The following is a 21379-nucleotide window of genomic DNA, read 5'->3' as shown; positions in this document are numbered from 1 at the left end:
CACCAGATGCCGCACCCCCGGAAACCTGACAACGAGCACCATGCGCGCACCAATCGGACTTTTTTACGGCTCCAGCACCTGTTACACCGAAATGGCGGCGGAAAAAATCCGCGATCGTATCGGCGAGGAGTGGATAGACATTCTCAACGTGGCCGATGAAGACGTCACCCAGATGCAGGAGTACGACTTTCTGATCCTCGGCATCCCCACCTGGGACTACGGGGAGCTGCAGGAAGACTGGGAAAACTGTTGGGACCAGTTAGCAGTGCTCAATCTTGAGGATAAGAAAGTGGCCCTTTATGGCCTCGGGGATCAGGCCGGCTACCCCCAGTGGTATCAGGATGCCCTCGGCTACCTGCACGCTCAGGTTCTCGCTCTCGGCGCCAAAGCTGTCGGTTACTGGCCGGCGGAGGGATATGAGTTCGAGGAATCCAAAGGGTTGACACCAGACGGCCGTCACTTTGTCGGGCTCGCCCTCGACGAAGAAAACGAATTCGATAAAAGCGACGAGCGTCTTGATCGGTGGTGTGCCCAGATCATGCGCGAATTCGGCCTGCGCTGAGCGTCTGCCTCCATGCCTGAACAGGAACACAAACCCGTCACACTGGCGCAGCTCGAATGGAGGGACAACGGCCAGCCCGTGTCCTCGGCGTTCGATGACATCTACTTCTCCACCGCTTCCGGCCTCGAGGAAACCCGCCACGTATTCCTCAACCACAACCACCTGAACGAACGCTGGGCGAATCTCACCGATAACACCACCTTTACCATCGGCGAAACCGGCTTCGGTACCGGTCTCAATTTTCTCGCAGCCTGGCAACTGTGGATACGGACCGCCCCAAAGAGCGCACAGCTGCATTTCGTCAGCGTGGAGAAATTCCCCCTCGCCCCGCAGGACCTGCGCCGCGCCCTGGCGCTGTGGCCCGAATTGAGTGAATTCAGCGAACAGTTGGTCAGCCAGTACCCAGCCTATCTGGCCAAAGGGGTACACCGGCTGAAATTCACCGGCAACGTGCATCTTACGCTGATCATCGACGAGGCGAGCCGCGGTTTTGAACGGATACAGTTGGATGCCCCCGAGCGAGACCGCCAGATCAACGCCTGGTTTCTGGACGGCTTCGCGCCATCAAAAAACCCGGAGATGTGGAGCGACGACCTGTTCAGCGCCATTGCTGATCTCAGCGCAAAAGACAGTACCTTCGCCACCTTTACCTGTGCCGGCATTGTCAAACGGGGCTTAAAAGCGGTTGGGTTTGCCCTGGAAAAAGTGCCGGGCTTCGGTCACAAACGGGAAATGCTGCGCGGCCGATTGGTACCGGAAATACCAAGGGAAAAAACACCGCACCGCGCAACACCCTGGCACTTGCCACACGCAGCGGACAATACACCCAAAACCGTCGCGGTGATCGGCGCCGGCATTGCCGGCACTGCCACCGCGCATGCACTGGCAGAACGTAACTTCCAGGTCACCGTGTTCGAGCAGGGCGGCGAGCCCGGCAGCGGCGCCTCCGGCAACGACCAAGGCATCCTTTACGCCAAGCTCTCCCCCAAACCCGGCCCCAACGGCGACTTCAACCTGCTCGCCCTGCAGTTCGCCCAGCGCTTTTATGCCTCACACTGCTCCGATGCCATCCATTTCGATGGACTGCTGCAACTGGCGGAAACGGAAAAGGAGCAACAGCTGCAACAGCAGGTCGTCGATCATTTGGCGCTGGGCGCGCACGCCCTGCTCGCACAACCGGTAACCTCAGCGCAAGCGAGTAAGCTCGCGGGCGTCGACCTCGCGATGCCCGGTCTTTACTTCCCCTGTGCCGGCTGGCTACGCCCGAAGCAGGTGTGCAACAGTCTGCTGCGACACCCGCACATTACGTTCCACCCCAACACAGCGGTATCCAGTATTTGGCCGAACGGCGAAACCTGGGAAGTGGAAACAACAACTCAAGGCGAACAGCTCGTGCAAACCTTTGACGCTGTCATCCTGTGCAGCGCCAATTTCAATCGCCAGTTCCCGCAGACCGCGCCACTGCCCCTGCAGCCGATTCGCGGCCAAGTCTCGTTTGCCCAAGCCACAGCGCCTTCGAAAAACCTGAAAATTGCCCTCTGCGGTGAGGGCTACATCGCCCCGGCCGCACCGGTTTCGGGAACCGACAAAACGCAGCAACACAGCTTCGGCGCTACCTTCAAACTGAAACAGACCGATCTCGAAATCCGCGAAGAGGAACACCGGGAAAACCTGCAAACGCTCACCAACCTGCTTCCCGAAATCGCCGAATCATTCGCGCACCAGAAATTGAATGGCCGAGTCGCTGTGCGCGCCGCCACCCCGGACTACCTGCCCATGGCAGGCCCGGTGGCAGATTGGGAACAACTGGAAAACACCTACGGCGGCTTGCGCAGAAACCGCAAGCAATTGATCAACCACCGCACCCCATACCAGCAAAACCTGTACGTACTGGCCGGACTGGGCTCAAGAGGATTTGCTTACGCTCCGCTCGCTGCAGAGGTAGTAGCGGCTTGGGTTAGTAAAGAAGTGATGCCTGTTTCAGAGGATTTGGTAAAAGCGCTGCACCCGATGCGGTTCGCAATCAGAAACCTGGGAAAAAACAAAGAAACGCTCTGATCAGAGCGCAGGACGTGAATCGAAGGGAGAGCGCTGGGTACGGGTTTTCAGGAGCGTCGCAAACAGGGATGTTTGCGACGCAGCGTACAGGGACGTATTCACAGCGGTCCTGAAAACCCGTACCCAGCGCTTTCCCGCCACCGGACTTTCGTAGAACCACATAGACTCAGACAGAACGCTCAGGAGCCTTCAGCAAGGCCCCACTCCCAGACCCACAAGAAACAATAGACTTCATCGCCGCCTCCACCGTCACATGCGGCAGAATCTCCACGCACTCCGCCGGCAAGTGATAAACAAACCCCGAAGTCGGCACCGGCGCCGTCGGCACATACACCGTGAAATCCCCATTCGGATGCTGCGAAGTCACAATCGCCGTCACCGACAGCGGATTGTCCGCCCCGTGGATCCGCGCCCGCGCCACCGGCCCCGACAGTACGCCCTCGGAGCCGGCACCACCAATAAACTGCAACACCACATCCTTGATCGTGCTGTACCCCGGCGCCAGTCTGCCAAGCCAGTAATCCAGATGCCGGTGCGCCCAGCGTCCCACGCTGGTCTTCACCAGCAGGCCAATCACAAAACACAGTCCCAGAATCAACGCTAGGACGATCAGGCGCGCAAAGTTATCCTTGAACTCCGTATGCGCCTGCATCCACTGCGTCGCCGGTGCCACCAGCTCGCTGATCTGGCCAAACAGCCACTGGAACAGCAGGATAAAAATGGCAATGGGCAACACCACCGCCAGGCCACCCAGCAGGGTTAACGTGACAAAGGCTTTTATTCTGGTCATAAACTACTGCACTGAAAAAATAACGGTTAAACAGGAAAACGCTCAGCCAACCATGAAAGCCGCCACTACCGCGTTACTGTCTCTGCTGCTGTCCGCGACGAGCCTGGCCGCAGAAAGGCCACAGCCACCAACGCTCGACTACCAACTGCTCGACAGCAAAACCCGTGCCGCGGATCACTTCACCCAGGGACTGTTTTTCGACGGCGAACGCTGGTTGGAAAGCAGCGGACTCTACGGCCGCTCCTGGCTGGCGGAGTATACCGACCCGAGTGCCAATCCCGTAAGACGCAAGTGGCTGGCGGGCGACCGCTTTGCGGAAGGGCTCGCAGTATTTGGAGAGCGGTTGTACCTGCTCACCTATCGCGCGGGCGAGGTGCAGATCTACCGTCGGAAGGACTTTTCACTGGAGGAAGTTCTGACTTACACCGGCGAGGGCTGGGGGCTCACCAGTGATGGCGATCAGCTGATCATGAGCAACGGCAGCGACACCCTCACCTTTCGCGACCCGAACACCTTCACCATTACCCGCACCCTCAAAGTTACCGGTGGCAGTGAGCGCTGGAGCCGGCTGAATGAACTGGAGTACGTCAACGGCCTGATCTGGGCCAACATCTGGCAAGACCCGAGAGTGATTGCCATCGACCCTGAAAGTGGTGAAGTGAAAGGAATTCTGAATCTGGAAAACCTGCTGAGAGACAGTCAGGCCGACCGCTGGAATGTCGACGCTGTTGCGAATGGCATCGCCTGGGATCAGGTCCGCAACGGGCTCTGGGTAACGGGAAAATACTGGCCGAAACTCTATCTGATTCGCCCCGACGGGCTCGGATTCTGAAACGGCCGGAAGAGCCCCCCAAAATCTGCTGCGCAATTTTTGAGGTGCCCGAAAAATCAATTGCGATAGTAGTCAATCACCGTCAGAAAGCCGCCACTGCGGATCGACTCCAGCGCCGCCCCCTGCAACTGCAACCGGTAGCCACGCTGCTGGCGCTCCAGGGTCACGCCATCAGCCCCTTCCGCGCCGTCAAACAGCATCGCATGCTCACCGCTGGCACCCCGCCACTGCACCCCCTCGACATTGCGCATCCCCGGCAGCTCGATGGTGACCGCCTGCAGATCCGCGGGCAATTCACGCATCTCCATGCGGGCAATACCACTGGACGTAGCGAGCGAATAATTGAGCTGGTGCGCAGGCGCCGGTTTCCAACCGAGATGGGTATCCGCCACGGCGGACTGGGCGAGATGGCGGGGGTTAATCGGGCTGCTACCGGAAATGGAGCAACCTGCGAGCCACAACAGTGCGCTGGAAACCAGGGCACCGATCAGAATGGATGACGATATGGGTGAAGTCGTAGATGACGTCGTTGTCATTGCGCGCATAGCTTTGTCCCTGTCTATGTCTGCGGTGGTCGGATTATAGGACAAGTTCACACTTCGTGAATGAAACTTGCGCCAGCAAGAGAAAAACCGGCGCCAACAATTCGACACCCACCCCACCAAAGCGGTTCACACCTGGCGGAGGGCAAACGGTATACTGCCGCCCATGACTGAATCACACCCGGCTTTAACCACTTCCGCTTTCGCGGGGGCCACCTCTGCAGGCAACCCCCACTTCATCCTCGAGCACACCTTTGGCTACACCGAATTTCGCGGTGACCAGGAAGCCATCATCAGCACCCTGGTGGCCGGCGATGACGCGCTGGTACTCATGCCCACCGGCGGCGGCAAATCCCTGTGTTACCAGATCCCCGCACTGGCGCGCCCGGGCTGCGGCATTGTGATATCGCCACTGATCGCGCTGATGCAGGATCAGGTGGAGGCATTGCGGGCCGCGGGCGTGTCCGCGGCTTTTCTGAACTCGTCACTGGGGTTCGACGAGGCGCAGCAGATCGAAAGCCGCCTGCTGCGCGGTGAACTGGAACTGCTCTATCTGGCGCCGGAGCGCCTGTTACAGCCGCGTACCCTGGATCTGCTCGAGCGCGCGGAACTCTCCCTTTTCGCCATCGACGAAGCCCACTGTGTGAGCCAGTGGGGACACGACTTCCGTGCCGATTACCTGCAGCTGTCCTGCCTGCACCAGCGGTTTCCCGAGGTGCCGCGGGTGGCCCTTACCGCCACCGCGGACCAGCGCACCCGCCGGGAAATCGCCCGGCGGCTGGATCTGGAAAGTGCCCGGCACTTCGTCAGCAGCTTCGACCGCCCCAATATCCAGTACCGTATCGCCCCCAAAAACAACCCAAAACGGCAACTGCTGCAGTTTCTGAATACGGAACAGCAGGGCAACGCCGGCGTGATCTACTGCCTCTCCCGCGGCAAAGTGGAATCCACCGCAGAGTGGCTGCAGCAACAGGGCTTCAATGCCCTGCCCTACCACGCCGGTTTAGCCGCCCAGGTTCGCGCCGAGCACCAGCGTCGCTTCCTGCGGGAAGAAGGCGTGATCATGGTGGCCACCATTGCCTTTGGCATGGGAATCGATAAGCCGGATGTGCGTTTTGTCGCGCACCTGGACCTGCCCAAGAGCATTGAGGCGTATTACCAGGAAACCGGCCGCGCCGGGCGCGACGGCGAACCCGCTACGGCACTGCTGCTGTACGGCCTCGAGGACGTGGTGAAACTCAGTCAGATGGCCGCGATGTCGGAAGGCAGCGAAGAACACAAACGCCAGGAGCGCCAGCGGCTCGACGCCATGCTGGGGCTGTGCGAGATCACCAGCTGCCGGCGCCGTGCACTGCTGCGCTATTTCGAAGAGGAGCTCGCCGCGGACTGCGGCAACTGCGACACCTGCCTGGAGGCCCCCGCCACCTGGGACGCCACGGACGCCGCGCGCAAGCTGATGTCCGCGATTTACCGTAGCGGGCAGCGCTTTGGCGCGGCGCACGTAATCGATGTGCTGCGGGGAGCGGATACCGAGAAAGTTCGCCAGTTTGGCCACGACAAACTCTCAACCTATGGCATCGGCACCGATATGAGCGCGAATGAGTGGCGCGCCATCACCCGCCAGTTGGTGGTGCGCGGTTATTTACGGGTCAATGCCGAAGCCTTCAATGCCCTGCAACTGACCGAGCAGTGTCGACCGGTGCTGCGCGGCGAGGAAGCCTTGCAACTGCGCACCTTGCCCAAAACCCCATCCACCAGGGCTACCAAGCGGGATACCCGTGCCGGCGACGCCTCGGCGGAAGTTTCCGTGCAAGAACAGCCTCTGTGGGACGCACTGCGCGCCCTGCGTAAGTCCCTCGCGGAAGAGCGCGGCGTGCCGCCCTACGTAGTCTTCCACGACGCGACGCTGCGGGAGATGCTCAGCGCCCGCCCGCGCAATACAACGGAAATGCTGGCCATCTCCGGCATCGGCGACAGCAAGCTGGCGAAATTCGGTGAACCGTTTCTGGCGCTGTTGCGGGAGTTCGAGGGCGAACTCAGCGATCACGCCTGAGCACCGCCGGGCAAAGCTGGCCGCCGATAACCTGCCGGCGGCCGGCGCGTGGTTGCTAAAATCCCGCCAACACGAATAAAGGGGTCAACCCGTGAAAAAAATAATCCTGACTCTTCTCGCCACGCTCACCTGCCTCGGCCTCGCACTGGCCCTGCTGGCCCCTACCCTGCTCGGATTTTCCATTACCCAGCTTGGCAACGCCGTCACGGTCGCCACCGGTATGGGGGCTAAACTGGCGTGCTCCGGGCGCTACGTATCAGGCTTCAGCGCCGCACAGAATCTTGAGGATCTGGCCTCTTACTCCCCCGCCAATCGCCTGCTCGACCTGCGCTATGAAGACAACCCCAGGCGGGTAACCGCCACCCTGCTCGGCCTCGGTGAAACCAGCGCTCGTTACCGCCCCGGTCTCGGCTGCACCCTGGATATCGGTGACACCACTGCGCTGGACAGTCTCGCCTTCACGCCAATTGCATCGAGTGATGCCGAATGGCCCGTGGGCAACGGCGCGCAGGATATTGACGGGAAACTCCAGCGGACCCTCGACGAGATACTCGCCAGCGACAATGCCGCTGGCCTGCACACCCGCGCGCTGCTGGTAGTACAGAACGGAAAGCTGGTGGCAGAGTCCTACGGCGAAGGGGCCAACGCACAGACGCCACTGCTCGGCTGGTCCATGGGCAAGAGCCTGACCTCAATGATGGTGGGTCGCCTGCAAACGCTGCAGCCACAGCTTGAAGCGTCACAACCACTGTTTCCGGAATGGGCCGACTCGCGCAGCCAGGTTTCGCTGGAAAGCCTGCTGCAGATGTCCTCCGGGCTCGATTTCGACGAAACCTATGCGCCGGGCAGTGATGCCACCCGTATGCTGTTCAATGCGCACAGCGCGTCCGACGTCGCCCTGAACAGCCCGCTCAAGTTCGCGCCGGGCAAGCGTTTCTCATACTCCTCCGGTACCACCAACCTGCTTGCGCGCTGGATTTCCCAGCAACTGGGCGGTACCCCGCAGGCCAACGCGGACTTTTTTCAGCAACAGATTCTCAACCCGCTCGGCATGCGCAACACGGTGTTTGAGATGGATGCCAGTGGCGTATTCGTGGGCAGCTCCTACATTTACGCCTCCGCCCGCGACTGGGCGCGACTGGGTTTACTGATGCTGAACCGGGGCAACTGGAATGGCGAGCAACTGATCGCGGAACACTGGGTGGATGCCGCCCGGCGTCCAAATCAGAGCGACAACGACCCGCGCTACGGCTACCAGTTCTGGCTGAACGGTGGAGGGGAAGCGCTGCGCTTCCCGGAATTACCGGAAGACAGCTATTTCATGCTGGGTAATCGCGCGCAGGCCGTGATGATTTCCCCGTCCACCAGTACCGTGATTGTGCGCCTGGGATGGACTGCCGGCGATTACCCCACAGGAGAAAATTTCGCGCGCATGCTGCCATAACGCACGTGTCCGACACGCTTCTGGCCGCGCCGTATACGGGGCAGTTTGGTTGGCCGCACTACCCCCTACCTTCTCAAGAACGGCAACCTGTTTCAGTAGCGGAGAATAAACTACTCCGCTGAAACAATGGTTGCCGCGCGGGGTTGCCGCGCGAGCTTCCTGCCTTCTTCGAGTTCCACCCGGAAGTTTTTCACCATCTGGCGCAGGAACAGTTTCGGCGCGAATTTGTAGAGGTAAGCACCAAGCAGCGATTTGTCGCGCGGAAACAGACGTTCTTTGCCTGTCATCAACGCGCGAACGATCTCACTCGCCATCCAATCGGCGCTGCGCACCTGGCCGACGGTACTCTGGGCATGCTGGGCACGGCCACCATCACCCGCCAGGGCATTGGTGTCGATATTGGTAGCAACAAAGCTCGGGTAAACCATGAGTACGCGTACGCCCTCATCGCGCACCTCTTCGCGGAACGTTTCGAAGTATTGATGCAGCGCGCTTTTGGCCGCGCAATAGCCGGCGCGCCCGAGCACCGGCATCCAGCCGGCCATGGAGCTGATGTTGATAACGCAGCCGGAGGCGGCACGCAGCTCATCCATCAACCCCTGGGCCAGCTCCACCGGTGCATGGTAATCCACCGCCATGACCCGGCGGATAACCGCATTGCTGGTCAGGGTGGAAAGGCTGCGATGGGTGATGCCGGCGTTGTTTACCAGCAGGTCGACACACCCATACCGGTTGCGCAGGCGCACGCAGAGTTCCGCCACAGCGGATTCCGAAGAGAGGTCAGCAACAAATACATCGGCATCGACATTCCGCGCCGCCAGCTCGCGCGCGCGCGCGGCCACCGCATTGGCCTCCACATCGATCAGCGCAAAACGCAGCGGCCCCTGATTGGCGTACGCCTTTTCCAGCGCCTGCACGAGCGCCCAGCCGAGGCCGCCGGCGGCGCCGGTAACGACAAAAACCTTCTCCCGGTTCTGCGGGGTTTTCAGAGCTACCTTCATGCGGTCTGCCCCTCCGTTACAGCATTTGGGGGTATCTCGGCATGGGTTACCCGCGCAGTGCGCGGATCTATGTCGATGCCAAGAGCCTCTTTCGCGAAAAAGGCAAACGCTTCTGCGGAGGTCTTACGCGGCCGGTAACCCAGTTCACGCTTGAGACGCGTGTTGAGCAGCACCGGACGGTACTGCAGGAACATCACCTGTGCCGGCTGCACATTGCCGAGCCGCAGTTTAAAGCTGACAGCCAGCAGCGCCTTCAGCAGCCACACCGGCGGGCGGCGCAGGGATTTGCCCAGCAGACGGGCAATTTCCTGTGGCGTCAGTGCGCCATCGCCAGCCAGGTTGTAAATGCCGCAGGCGTTTTCCAGTACGCCGTACTCGATAGCGCCGATGACGTCCTGGTCCCAGATAAAGACAAATGGTGAGTTGTGGCCACCCGGGTCCAGAATGCCTTTACCGGCAAACAGCGCACTGATCTTGCTGTTGGTAGTAGCGCCGACGATGGAACAGGGGCGGAAAATCAACTGCTTCAGCTGCGGGTGATGCTGGCGATACTCCGCCAACATCTCCTCCACAAGACGCTTGTGATCGGAATAGGCAAATTCCGGGTTGCCTCGCAGTGGGCAGTCTTCGCTTAACCAGGCGGGATTGTCCGCATGGTAGCCATAGGCGGCACCGCTGCTGGTGAGAGTGAGGTGGGTTACACCGGCGGTGATACAGGCATCCAGCACATTGCGCGTACCCTCGACATCAATGCGGTACTCGCGCGCGCGGTCGCGCCCAGGCGATACGACCGATGCCAGATGCACCACGTGGGTGATGCGCTCGGCGCGCATCAGCTCCGCCAGTGCCGCGTCGCAGATATCCATCTGGAAAATGGGAAATGCCGCGTCGCGCACCGCAATATCGACACCAACCACGTCCATACGCGCCGCCAGTGCCTCCCCCAGCAAACGGCCCACATAGCCTGCTGCCCCTGTGATCAGTACTCGCTTTTCACTCATGTTATGCACTTGTTTTTATGTATGTTGTTCTTTGTTCTGACAGTCGCCAGCCTTCGCCGGCGAACACGCGTTACAGCGAATCCGCGATCCGCCCCTCTCCGCGGGGCGCGTGCCGATTGCTGTAATTCCAGTAACCGGCCAGGCTGAGTCCCGACACCAAGTGCCAGACACCCCAGAAACCCGCCACCACCAGCATTTCCCCGGAGCCCGGGTAAAAGGTAAAGAGGATCGCGAGTGCGAGCCCGGAATTCTGGATACCGACTTCCATGGTCACCGCGCGCCGGTCCCCCTGAGGCAGTCGCGCACTGCGGCTCGCCAGATCGCCAATCAGGAAGGCGACCGCATTGTGCGCAATCACCAGCACCAGAACCGAGCCCGCAATTTCCAGCGCGGTCTGCCAGTGCTTGCTGAAGGAGATGACCACAAACAGCAGAAACACCCCCAGCGATGCCGTGCGGAAGTACCGCTCACTGCGCAGCGCGAAACCGGGAAAACGCGCTCCCACCAGCATGCCGAGCGCCATGGGCAGCGCCAGCACCATCACCACCATCAGCACCATATTCTCCGCCGGCAGGTGAATCGCCTGCAGGGCTTCGCGGGTGTGGGGGTTAAGGCTGCCGTACAGGGCGAAATTGAGCGGCGTGAGAACCACCGCGGCGAGGCTGGAAATGGCGGTCATGCTGACGGATGTGGCCACATTGGCGCGCCCGATCCAGGTCATCACGTTGGAAAAAGTACCACCGGGGCAGCAGGCCACCAGAATCATGCCGAGCGCCAACCCCGGGCTGATATCCAGTGCCCAGGTGCCAAAGCAGGTAATGGCCGGCAACAGCAGGAACTGGGCCACGAGGCCCGTGACCGGCGCCACCGGGCGACTCAGCACCCGGCGAAAATCCGAGGTTTTGAGACCCAGAGACACACCAAACATCATGAATGCGAGCACCGCATTCAGGGCGAGCAGCGCCCCCGAAGACATCTGGAAGCTGTCGATGGACGAGGATACGGAGGCGGAGATGATTGCATTCACGTTATTCATGGTCCTGGCGACCTCAGCGGGTCGCCGCGGCCGGATTGTTTGAAAAACGTGCAGTATCCGCAACCTGACAGTCACGGAGCAAGTCCCGGGTGTGACCGGCCAGTGCTTTCAGGTAAGTATCTTTGTGTACGTAATAGGCCATGCGCTCGAGTTTCAGGTACTGCATGCCACCGTCGGCGCGATCGCCGACCTGTACCCGCTTCATCTGCTTGAGCTTCGTCGCCGAAGCCGCCCCCGCCGCCAGCTGGCGAATATACAGGGCTACCATCTCCGCCTGGCGATTGCGTCCTTCCCACCCCAGACCGGCGGCCTCCACCATCCCCATCAGGAACAGATTGTCGTACTCCGGGTGGAACACGTTCAGGTACATGCGCGGCGCAAAGCCCTCCCAATTGAGATGGGAGGAATCGATAAAGGGATAGTGCAGCTTGTACCCCGTCGCCATCAGGATCAGGTCGTACTCACCGCTGCTCCCATCCGCGAACGTCACCTTGTGGCCATTCACCTCGGCAATGTCCTTGCGCGCCTTGATATCGCCGTGGCCGATATGGTGCAGAATCAGCGAGTTGATCACCGGATGGGATTCGAACATTTTGTAGTCCGGCTTCGGCAGGCCGTACTGCTCCGGAGTACCCAACATGAATTTAGACAGCGCGGCGCTGATACGCTGCTGGATAAAGCGCGGCAGTTTGATTTTGCCACCCACCGCATCGGTGGCCTTGCCACCGATGAATTTGGGCAGGAAGTAGTAGCCCCGACGCAGGCTGATGTCGACGCTTTTGGCACGGTGTGCCGCGTCCACGGCGATATCTGCGCCGCTGTTGCCACAGCCCACCAGCAGCACGCGCTTCCCGGCAAAAATAGCCGGGTCGCGGTAGTCGGAGGAATGCAACAGCTCGCCGGCGAATGCACCGGGCAGCTCCGGCATATTCGGATGGTGCAGAGTACCGTTCGCGATCAGCAGCCCCCCAAAGACACGGGTCTGCTCTTCACCCTTACAGCGCGTGGTGATGTGCCAGTCGTCATCGATACGCTCGCAACTCACCACCTCGGTTTCAAATTCGTAATGGCGGTACAGGTCGAACTCTCTGGCATAGGCGCGGAAGTATGCCCGCAGCTCACTGTGGTGCGGGAACAGTGCCACCTCCTCGCCCATGGGAAATTCGGCGAACTCGGTCATACGCTTGGACGAAATCAGATGCGCGGACTCGTACATGGTGCTGGTGGGACTGTCGATATCCCACAGCCCGCCTACATCACGATGGATCTCAAACCCCACACAGGGGATTCCGTGCTTGACCAGATTGCGTACACTACACAGCCCCATGGGACCGGCGCCGATTACCGCGTATGGCTTATTCACCGCTAATGGCTTCATTATTCTTTTCCCGCTATTGCCAGTCAGAAGGAACACCTGTATTCCACTGACTTTCTTGTCATATCACATCGGGATTCAATATAACGTGACATTCCCAAAGGCCGTCGTCATAATCGGGCAGCATCTGGTTAATTTCGGACAATCAAATTGAATACCGTCGACAGCAGAAGTGTCACTCTTAGCTATACACGAGCAGTTATAAGCGCTCTGGAGCGGCTTCAACTGAAGCTCCCGCCCCGCGCACAGGCACTCCTGACCGCCATTAACGAAAATGAGCGCGTTCCCATGAACGTTCAGGAAGAGATCTGGCTGGCCGTTCAGGACGCCCACCCGGACCCATTGCTCGGCATCCGCCTGGGACAGGCCATGCAAGGCAGCCAGATGGGGCTCGTGGGCTATCTGCTGATGACCCAGAAAAATCTCGGTGCCGCGCTGGAACAACTGCTCATCTACCACCCACTGCTGGGTGAGGGCGGACAGTTCGAAATGCGCCGCGGCAGCTTTTACGTGGAGCTCTGCTACCGCCCCAACTACCTGCGCTGCGCGCGCCTGAGAGTCGAAACAGTCCTGTCCATCTGCCTGGCCCAGGCCCGTGTGATGACCGGGCGCGAGTTCCAGCCACAGAGCGTACTCTTCGCCTACCCCACCCCCTCTCTGGCGGTGCAGCAGCAATACCAGCAACTGTTGCAGGCCCCTGTACAGTTCAACGCGGAATCATCCGGTATCCGGTTCCGTCCCCAGGATCTCGAAATTCCGCTGGTGGCCGCTGACCGCCAGGTAATGGCGCGACTGAAACCCGAAGCGGATGCCCTGCTGAAAGCACTCACCAGCAAAAGCCTGCAGCTGCGGGTTGCCCACCTGCTACAACAGGAACCGCAACTCTCTCGCGAACAGGTGGCGGCGCGCCTGTGCATCAGCCCGCGTCACTTGGGCCGCAAACTGCTGGAGGAGAACGCGAGCTTTCGCGCCATCCAGGATGAAGTGCGCAGCCACTATGCCTGCCAGTGGCTGCGGGAGGGTGAAAAAACGAACGTGGATATCGCCGCGGCTCTCGGCTACTGCGACGAGAGCGCCTTCGGCAAAGCCTTCCGGCGCTGGACCGGTCTCTCGCCCAAAGCGTTCAAGTCGATGAAATCCGCATAACCGGGCGGGAACAGCGAGGCTACAGTTACAGGGATTCCCTGCCGCAAACAGGAACCTCCATGCCGAACCAACCCGACCTCTCGCAACCGATCGCCATAGGCCTGGAAGCCACATCCGCAGAGACACCCGCCACTACCGGCCGGCTGCTGCCACAGATGCTTAACCGGCACGGCCTGATCTGCGGCGCCACCGGCACCGGCAAGACCGTTACCCTGCGCTATCTGGTGGAGCAACTGAGTGCGCGCGGTGTCGCCACCCTGGTGACCGACCTGAAGGGAGATCTCAGCGGTCTCGGTGCCGCCGGCGGCGGCAACGACAAGGTTCGCACGCGGCTGCCACAGTTCGGTCTGGATGATAAATACTTTCGCGGCTTCCCGCTGATCCTCTGGGGCAAGGGCGGGCTGCCGATGCGCACCACCCCGACGGAACTCGGGCCGGAACTGATCGGGCGCATGCTGCAGCTAAACGACAATCAACTGGGGCTGATGCAACTGTTGTTCCGCATCGCCGACCAGCAGGGTCTGCTGCTTCTGGACTGGAAGGATCTGTTGGCGCTGATCGACTACGCCGACCAGAACCGCAAGGCGCTGCTGACGGAATTCGGCACCATTTCCTCCGCCAGTCTCGGCGCCATCAAACGCAAATATCTCGCCCTGGAATCCCAGGGCGCCGACGCCTTATTCGGCGAACCCGCCCTGGATCTCAACGACCTTACCGGCAGCAACAGCATTCACCTGCTGGACGCCAGCGACATGCAGCCTGCGGTGTATGGCATTTTGCTGCTGTGGCTGCTCGCAGAGCTGTACGAAAACCTTTCGGAAGTGGGCGATCGCGAACTGCGACTGGTATTGTTTTTCGACGAGGCCCACCTGTTGTTTGACGACCTGCCGAAAAATCTGTGCGACGAAGTCGAGCAGATCGTGAAGCTCATCCGCTCCCGCGGGGTGGGAATTTTCTTCATCACCCAGAATCCGCTGGACATCCCGGAAGACATTCTGGCCCAGCTCGGCAATCGGGTGCAGCACGCGCTGCGAGCCTACACGCCCAGCGAGCAGCGGGCCGTCAGGGCCGCCGCCAACAGCTTTCGCGTCAACCCCGAAATCGACACTGCGCAGGTCATCGGTGAACTGGGCGTGGGTGAGGCGCTGGTTTCCTGCCTCGACGAAAACGGCGTACCGCAGCCGGTCTCACGCCTGCTGATTCACCCACCCGCGAGTCGCCTGACGCCGCTCGATGACAACGAGCGCAACGCACTGATGAAAAACGATCCGCTGAGAAACAAATACAGCCAGAAACTGGACCGGGAATCCGCCTATGAGCAGCTGCAGCAGCGCCGCACACAGGCGGAAACCGAGCCGGCGCAGGGCAAACCCCGGGCGGCCGCCACTAAACCGAGCGCCCTGGAAAAATCCTTCGACAAAATGGCCACCAGTTTCGGGCGCCAGATCGGCAGAGAATTGATGCGCGGCATTATGGGAGCGCTCACCGGGCGCAAACGCTGACGCCAGAAGAGCGCCGAGACGGTTAGCGTGCGGCCGTTGCCCGCTGCTCCGCGCGCGCCTGCTCCAGCGCCGCCAGATCCTGCAACCACACAATATCCGCCATCGCCACCGGCTGACCGGTGTATCGCGCCAGTGCCGTATGTACCTGGCCCAGGCTCAGGGTATCAACGGCATGCTCACTGTTCGCAGCGTCCAGTGGCAGCTCAACCCACGCCTGCCCGTTCTCGTCGACCACTTGAGGCGCATCAGGCTCGCTTGCAGTGAGGTGACGGTCGATGGCGGAGGAACCACCCGCCGGCAAGTAGATGGTGCCGTTGGTAATATCCACCGCAAACGCCACGATCCCCGGCAGGATACCGAACAGCAAACCCGCACCGTCGAGAATCACTACCACCGGGTCGACACGACCACCTGACTGCCCCTTGCGCTCCGGATACAGAAAGTAACCGCAAGCAGTGAGGTTAAGCACCAGAGTAAGCAGACAGGAGGCGGCCACGCCCCGTTTGATGGATTGGTTCATGCGTGTGTTTCCCTTATGGAATCCCGAAGTCGTTATAGGGCGGCAAGAATACCCGATTTGGCAAAGGGGCTGAAAGTGGCGTCAATTCGCTCTTTGTGCGCCATGTCGCAGGCGCTGCGGGACAGTATCGGTATTCTCGTCACAAGCCCATCCACGACCTCACAACACCGACCGCCACTGGCGGAAACATTGGATATCCGTACGGCTCCGCCCATGGCCTGTACGCATTTTGGAGAAACCACCATGCCGCTTTTACAGCATTCATTTTTACGCCGGGTTTTTCGCCCCGCCGCACTACTGTCTGTGCTGCTCCAGACATTGCTGATCACTGCCTGTGCCGCACCCGGTCAGACTCGCGATGAACAGCGCGCCCATATCCAGCAGACCGAGCGTCAGGTATTGGACGAGCTCTACCGCCTGAAACCCGACCTGCGCGGTGACGTAGCCCGCGCGCCGGGTTATGCGGTGTTCAGTAACGTCAACGTCAACCTGCTATTGGCCAGCGCATCCACCGGTTATGGCGTTGCGGTGAGCAAGTCCGGCGAACGCACCTATATGAAAATGGGGGAAGTGGGTGTCGGCCTTGGATTTGGCGTCAAGGATTTCCGCGCACTGTTTGTGTTCGATTCCGCCGAAGTGATGAACCGTTTTGTGGAGCACGGCTGGTCTTTCGGCGGCCACGCGGACGCAGCGGCAAAAGCTCAGGATAAGGGGGTCGCCGTGGGTGGCGAGGTGGTAGCGGATGGAATGCGTGTCTATCAACTCACCGAAAGTGGCGTCGCGTTGCAGGCAACCCTCAAGGGCACCAAATACTGGAAAGACGGCGAGCTGAACTTCGACTGACGTCAGATTCACTCCAGTCGCGCACATGCGCAGAGCTGTATAAACTGTCTAAAAGTTAACCGATTGGACGCCAAGTTTCCGCCTGCACGGAACGGGCTCCCGAAAGCCTGCCTAAACTTTAAACAGCATCTGCTGAGGTATGTCAGGGAGCAGTACAACGTTTCTGAAGGTGTGTTTGTGGTTCGCACCGCGCGATGACCGGGGCAGTGAGAAGTCGTCATTGGTCTGACGCCAGAAATTTCAGGGAGCAGTAGTCTCAGCAGGTGCCGCCAAGGATTGGCAGAAGCGCGGTGTTCGACAAGAGCACCGCGCTTTTTTATTGCCCGCCGCTCAAAATATTTCGCTGTAAAATCGCCCCCGGAAAGAAAATTGCTTCAAGCTGCCTTGGGCTATCCTGAATTTTTGTTGCGAATCTGTATCCTGCCAGACAGTCACAACAACACGCCGGGCGCCTCATCACGCTCCCGGTAGCCCTTTCCATTGCGACGATTACTGCGGAGCTCACGCATGCACATCAGCAGCGCCTTTGACAGCGGCAACATCAAAGTCATCAATAAAGACAGCAACCCTATCGAACTGGCCATCCGGATCGACAACCAGTCCGATTTCTATCAATGGTTCCACTTCCGTCTCGAAGGCGAGGTAGGAAAAAAATACCCGTTGCGCATCAGCAACGCTGGCAAGGCGGCCTACCCCGCCGGCTGGGAAAATTACCGGGTTTGCGCTTCCTACGACCGCCACAACTGGTTCCGCATCGACGCGCAGTACGACGGCTCGGTACTCGATTTCTCCGTCGAACTGGAACAGCCCGGCATCTATCTCGCCTACTTCGCGCCCTTCTCCTGGGAGCGGCACCTCGACATGATTGCGTGGGCACAAACCGACGAGAGAGTTCAGACTGAAACCCTCGGCCTCACCCTGGACGGGCGCGATATGACCCTGCTCACGATCGGCAACCCGGATAATGCGAAACGCAAGGTGTGGATGATTGCCCGCCAGCACCCCGGTGAAGCCATGGCGGAATGGTTCGTCGAGGGCTTCCTTGAAGCACTGCTGGACGACGCCAACCCGTCCGCTCGCAGCCTGCTGGAAAACACCGTGTTCTATGTAGTGCCGAATATGAACCCGGACGGCAGCGTGCGCGGCCACCTGCGTACCAATGCGGCCGGCGCCAACCTGAACCGCGAGTGGCAAACCCCGAGTATGGAGCGCAGCCCCGAGGTCTACCTGGTGCGCGAGCGTATGCTGGCCACAGGTGGCGATATCTTCCTCGATATCCATGGCGACGAGGCACTGCCCTACAATTTCGTCGCCGCATGCGAAGGTATTCCCGGCTACGACGACCATCATGCGGCCCTGGAAAACGTGTTCAAGCAGGCCTATCAAAAAGCCAGCCCGGACTTTCAGACCGAGCAGGGTTACCCACTGGACAAACCCGGCGAAGCCAACATGACCGTGGGCACCAACTGGTGCGGTCATCAGTTCCGCACTCTCGCCCTCACCCTGGAAATGCCCTTCAAGGACAATGCCAACCTGCCGGACCCGGTAGAGGGATGGTCACCGGCGCGCAGTCGCCAGCTGGCCAAAGATATCCTCTTCCCGATTCGAGAAACCCTCGCCTATATGGACACAGCCAAATAAGCAACTGCTGGAAAAACGGGTACCGAACAAATTCACCATAAGCAATAAAAGGAAACGACCATGAAACTGCCCCATCATTGGCGGCGTCTGGCGCTGCCGCTGGCCCTCACCGGCCTGACCGCCATCGGCGGCTGCGCCGAGAAAGAGACTGATAAAGCGTCCCCAGAAGCCGCGGTTGCCGCAGAACAGGCAGGCGAAGCCCAGACCGCTATCGCCGTTGAGAGCGCGAACCAGCCCACGTTGAGTGCGGAAGAAAAAACGGAAATCGCTGAGCTGGCGAAAGACCTGCACAAACACATTGCCGTGCTCGCATCCGATAAATTCGAGGGCCGAGCCCCTGCGACCAAGGGCGAGGAACTGACCGTCAATTATCTGGCGGACGAGTTCAAAAAACTGGGACTGGAGCCCGGTACTACGGATGCAGACGGCAACCCCAGTTGGTTCCAGCAGGTGCCCGTGGTCGAGATGAATATCGAAACCAGCCCGCTGATCATCAAGGGCAAGGACTTTGAAAAGTCCCTGGAACCCCTGACGGATATGGTGACCTTTACCCAGCGCCAGGTACCCGAGAGCAAGCTCCAGGACAGTCCACTGGTGTTTGTGGGCTACGGTATCGTCGCACCGGAAAACGACTGGAACGATTACGCCGGCCTGGACATGAAAGGCAAGACCGCGGTGATACTGGTCAACGATCCGGGTTACGCCACTCAGGATAAAAACCTGTTCAACGGCAACGCCATGACCTACTACGGTCGCTGGAGCTATAAGTTTGAAGAGGCTGCCCGTCAGGGAGCCGAAGGCGCCATCATCATCCACGAAACCGGCGCAGCCGGTTACCCCTGGGAAGTAGTCAGTGGCAGCTGGTCCGGGGCCCAGATCAGTCTTGCGGCGGATGACAAGAATGCCGACCGCGTAGCGGTGGAAGCCTGGATGACCGGCGACGCGGCGAAGGAACTGTTCCGTGCCGCCGGTCTCGACCTGGCACAGGAAATGGATGCCGCCAAGCAGCGCGGGTTCAAACCCAAGGCAATGGACCTCAGCGCCTCTGTGGACCTGAAGAGCAAGGTACGCACCTCCAATTCCCGTAATGTGGTGGCAAAAATTCCCGGTAGTAAATACCCGGATGAAGCTGTCATCTACACCGCACACTGGGATCATCTCGGTGTGAACGATCACGCGGAAGGTGGTGACCATATCTTCAACGGCGCGGTTGACAATGCCACCGGCACCGCCGGTCTGCTGGCCATGGCACACCAGGTGAAGAAAATGCCGCAACCCCCGGAGCGTTCTCTGGTGTTCGTCGCGGTCACCGCGGAAGAATCCGGCCTGCTCGGTTCCAAGTACTACGCGGAAAATCCAGTGGTGCCACTGGAGAAAACCGTGGCTGGTATCAACTTTGACGCCATGGGCGTGCTGGGTCCAATGCGCGATGTGATCGTAGTGGGTTATGGCAACAGTGAGCTGGAAAAGCTGCTGGAGAAGGCCGCCGCCAAGCAGGGGCGCTATCTGGCTCCAGAAGACCATCCTGAACGCGGCTACTTCTACCGCTCAGATCATTTCAGCCTCGCCAAGAAAGGCGTGCCCATGCTGTATTTCGATTCCGGAACCGACAGTTTTGAGCACGGCCGCGAGTGGGCGCAAAAAAAGGGGGAGGAGTACACCTCCCACGCCTACCACAAGCCCGGCGACGAGTATGACCCCCAGTGGAATCTGGAAGGTGCGGCAATGGATCTGGCACTGGGTCTCGACCTGGGCCTGGAACTCGCCAATAGTCGCGACTGGCCGAACTGGTACTCCGGCAATGAATTCCGCGCAGCCCGCGACAAAAGCGCAGACGCCCGGAAGTGAAAGTGACACCGATTACCACGTTTGCACAGTAAGCGCGGGCGTTACACACGTACCGCAGACGCAGGGCGCCAACACGGCGCCCTGTTTTTTAAGGGCGTATGAGAGGGAATCATTCCTCCTGGTCGTCGAGCAGTCTGCGTCGCTCGCGGCATGCCAACGCTTCCTTCTTGGCAACCAGCCAGTAGGTGACCCCCAGCGCCAGTACCACTGCGCCGATGCCCAGAATGTAATTCGGCCCGGTGTCATCGAGATCGAGCACAATGACTTTCCGCGCGATCGCCATCAGTGCCGTCGCCACCACCAGCTGGATCGGAATCACATTGGATCCAAGGTACAGACGGATATTGATGAATATTTCGATTGAAATCAGCACCAGCATAATCGCACCGAAAACATCGAAAAGGTCGTTGTGATTCAGTAACAGCACCGGCTCCGAACGAAGGCGCTGGTACAGGACCCAGACCACGTCGGCGACACTCCACATGATGACCAGCGCCATCAATATGGCGAGAAAGCGCACCGAAGCGCGAATGACGATATGCAAAACACGAATCAGCGGATCTTCGTGTTCCGCGGGTAACTCCTCATGGATCAGTGTGGGGCGTCGGCGCTGATCTGACATTCCCTGCTCCAGTCGTAGACTTCCTTCTTCTAGTAACCCGGCATGTCCAGCCGCATTAACCCGGAAAATCTATTGACTGCCGGGTTAATAGTTATAGCGCAACTGCCAGTTCCCCATCACCAATTCCCTCCGATTGGCAAATCGCTTTACCTTTCCACCAGCGTTTTGAATCCCCCCCAGATCATGCGCCTGCCATCAAATGGCACCTTATCCTTGCCCATTTCAGCAATTCGCGGGTCAGCCATAACCTTCTTGTTGATCTCATCCCGCGCTTCCCGCGAAGGATAAGTAATCCAGGAAAACACCACGACCTCGCCCTCTTCCAGCTTCACGCTCATGGGAAAGGACGTGATCTCGCCTTCCGGCACATCGTCCGCCACACACTCCACATACTCCAGAGCGCCGTATTCCTTCCAGACCTCACCAGCGAGCGTTGCCAGCGCCAGGTAGGCGTCCAGATTTGCCCTGGGAACCGGAACCACAAAACCATCAACGTAACGCGACATGGGAATCTCCTTATTGAATGACTGCGGATCTCGGCAGACAAAAAACAGCGAAAAAAA

Annotated in this window: 19 protein-coding genes; 10 read left to right on the top strand and 9 right to left on the bottom strand. The window is 59.7% G+C overall.

Annotated features, from left to right (window positions below):
* The first annotated feature begins 40 nt into the window (after positions 1-40).
* Together fldB and mnmC are read left to right on the top strand one after the other, a co-directional pair.
* Entirely contained in the window at positions 41-562 is a 522-nt protein-coding gene (gene fldB, locus C3938_RS13970; protein WP_105103870.1) for a flavodoxin FldB, read from the top strand.
* Between the two features lie 12 nt (positions 563-574).
* Positions 575-2620, top strand: coding sequence for a bifunctional tRNA (5-methylaminomethyl-2-thiouridine)(34)-methyltransferase MnmD/FAD-dependent 5-carboxymethylaminomethyl-2-thiouridine(34) oxidoreductase MnmC (mnmC, locus tag C3938_RS13965; protein WP_105103869.1), 2046 nt, complete (start codon positions 575-577; stop codon positions 2618-2620).
* Positions 2621-2786: 166 nt separating this feature from the next.
* On the opposite strand, the gene C3938_RS13960 is transcribed toward mnmC, so the two are convergent.
* Positions 2787-3410 carry a DUF502 domain-containing protein gene (locus C3938_RS13960; RefSeq protein ID WP_105103868.1) on the bottom strand — a complete coding sequence of 208 codons (624 nt, stop codon included), beginning with the start codon at positions 3408-3410 and terminating at the stop codon, positions 2787-2789.
* A gap of 52 nt (positions 3411-3462) precedes the next feature.
* Between C3938_RS13960 and C3938_RS13955 the strand changes: the two genes are divergently transcribed.
* The gene (locus C3938_RS13955; protein WP_105103867.1) at positions 3463-4242 is read left to right on the top strand and encodes a glutaminyl-peptide cyclotransferase; all 780 of its coding nucleotides are present in this window, start codon (positions 3463-3465) and stop codon (positions 4240-4242) included.
* Between the two features lie 56 nt (positions 4243-4298).
* On the opposite strand, the gene C3938_RS13950 is transcribed toward C3938_RS13955, so the two are convergent.
* The gene (locus C3938_RS13950; RefSeq protein ID WP_158681707.1) at positions 4299-4787 is read right to left on the bottom strand and encodes a hypothetical protein; all 489 of its coding nucleotides are present in this window, start codon (positions 4785-4787) and stop codon (positions 4299-4301) included.
* A gap of 163 nt (positions 4788-4950) precedes the next feature.
* On the opposite strand from C3938_RS13950, the gene recQ reads away from it, so the two are divergent.
* On the top strand, positions 4951-6837 hold the full coding sequence (gene recQ, locus C3938_RS13945) for a DNA helicase RecQ (protein WP_105103865.1): 1887 nt from the start codon (positions 4951-4953) through the stop codon (positions 6835-6837).
* Between the two features lie 91 nt (positions 6838-6928).
* Positions 6929-8281 (top strand): serine hydrolase domain-containing protein, encoded by a 1353-nt coding sequence (locus tag C3938_RS13940; protein WP_105103864.1) that lies wholly within the window; start codon positions 6929-6931, stop codon positions 8279-8281.
* A gap of 110 nt (positions 8282-8391) precedes the next feature.
* Here the strand turns inward: C3938_RS13940 and C3938_RS13935 are convergent, their stop codons facing one another.
* The 4 genes from C3938_RS13935 to C3938_RS13920 form a co-directional block, all read right to left on the bottom strand.
* Positions 8392-9282 carry an SDR family NAD(P)-dependent oxidoreductase gene (locus C3938_RS13935; protein WP_105103863.1) on the bottom strand — a complete coding sequence of 297 codons (891 nt, stop codon included), beginning with the start codon at positions 9280-9282 and terminating at the stop codon, positions 8392-8394.
* Positions 9279-10283, bottom strand: coding sequence for an SDR family oxidoreductase (locus C3938_RS13930; RefSeq protein WP_105103862.1), 1005 nt, complete (start codon positions 10281-10283; stop codon positions 9279-9281). Before C3938_RS13930 ends, C3938_RS13935 begins: the two co-directional genes overlap by 4 nt.
* A gap of 70 nt (positions 10284-10353) precedes the next feature.
* On the bottom strand, positions 10354-11319 hold the full coding sequence (locus tag C3938_RS13925) for a bile acid:sodium symporter family protein (protein ID WP_233998924.1): 966 nt from the start codon (positions 11317-11319) through the stop codon (positions 10354-10356).
* A gap of 13 nt (positions 11320-11332) precedes the next feature.
* Positions 11333-12697, bottom strand: coding sequence for a flavin-containing monooxygenase (locus C3938_RS13920; protein ID WP_105103861.1), 1365 nt, complete (start codon positions 12695-12697; stop codon positions 11333-11335).
* A gap of 147 nt (positions 12698-12844) precedes the next feature.
* Here C3938_RS13920 and C3938_RS13915 point away from each other — a divergent pair, with 147 nt between their 5' ends.
* Positions 12845-13840: a helix-turn-helix domain-containing protein gene (locus C3938_RS13915; RefSeq protein WP_105103860.1), complete on the top strand. Its 996-nt coding sequence runs from the start codon at positions 12845-12847 to the stop codon at positions 13838-13840.
* 59 nt (positions 13841-13899) lie between these two features.
* Positions 13900-15342: a helicase HerA-like domain-containing protein gene (locus C3938_RS13910; protein ID WP_105103859.1), complete on the top strand. Its 1443-nt coding sequence runs from the start codon at positions 13900-13902 to the stop codon at positions 15340-15342.
* 22 nt (positions 15343-15364) lie between these two features.
* Here C3938_RS13910 and C3938_RS13905 read toward each other — a convergent pair whose 3' ends face one another.
* Positions 15365-15862 (bottom strand): hypothetical protein, encoded by a 498-nt coding sequence (locus C3938_RS13905; RefSeq protein WP_105103858.1) that lies wholly within the window; start codon positions 15860-15862, stop codon positions 15365-15367.
* 75 nt (positions 15863-15937) lie between these two features.
* Between C3938_RS13905 and C3938_RS13900 the strand changes: the two genes are divergently transcribed.
* The 3 genes from C3938_RS13900 to C3938_RS13890 all read left to right on the top strand — a co-directional run bounded on the left by C3938_RS13900 (position 15938) and on the right by C3938_RS13890 (position 20194).
* On the top strand, positions 15938-16705 hold the full coding sequence (locus tag C3938_RS13900) for a hypothetical protein (RefSeq protein WP_233998922.1): 768 nt from the start codon (positions 15938-15940) through the stop codon (positions 16703-16705).
* Between the two features lie 507 nt (positions 16706-17212).
* A complete protein-coding gene (locus C3938_RS13895) occupies positions 17213-18346 on the top strand; it encodes a M14 family metallopeptidase (RefSeq protein ID WP_105103857.1) in 1134 nt (377 codons plus the stop codon).
* A 60-nt stretch (positions 18347-18406) separates the two neighbouring features.
* Positions 18407-20194, top strand: a complete 1788-nt coding sequence (locus C3938_RS13890; RefSeq protein ID WP_105103856.1) for a M28 family metallopeptidase — start codon at positions 18407-18409, stop codon at positions 20192-20194.
* Positions 20195-20303: 109 nt separating this feature from the next.
* Here C3938_RS13890 and C3938_RS13885 read toward each other — a convergent pair whose 3' ends face one another.
* On the bottom strand, positions 20304-20816 hold the full coding sequence (locus C3938_RS13885; RefSeq protein WP_233998921.1) for a phosphate-starvation-inducible PsiE family protein: 513 nt from the start codon (positions 20814-20816) through the stop codon (positions 20304-20306).
* A 146-nt stretch (positions 20817-20962) separates the two neighbouring features.
* Entirely contained in the window at positions 20963-21322 is a 360-nt protein-coding gene (locus C3938_RS13880; protein WP_105103855.1) for a DUF1428 domain-containing protein, read from the bottom strand.
* Between the last annotated feature and the right edge of the window lie 57 nt (positions 21323-21379).

This window comes from Microbulbifer pacificus (assembly GCF_002959965.1).
Lineage (GTDB): Bacteria > Pseudomonadota > Gammaproteobacteria > Pseudomonadales > Cellvibrionaceae > Microbulbifer > Microbulbifer pacificus_A.
Note: the sequence above shows the minus strand (reverse complement) of the source record. Positions and strands in the feature narration are given on the sequence as shown.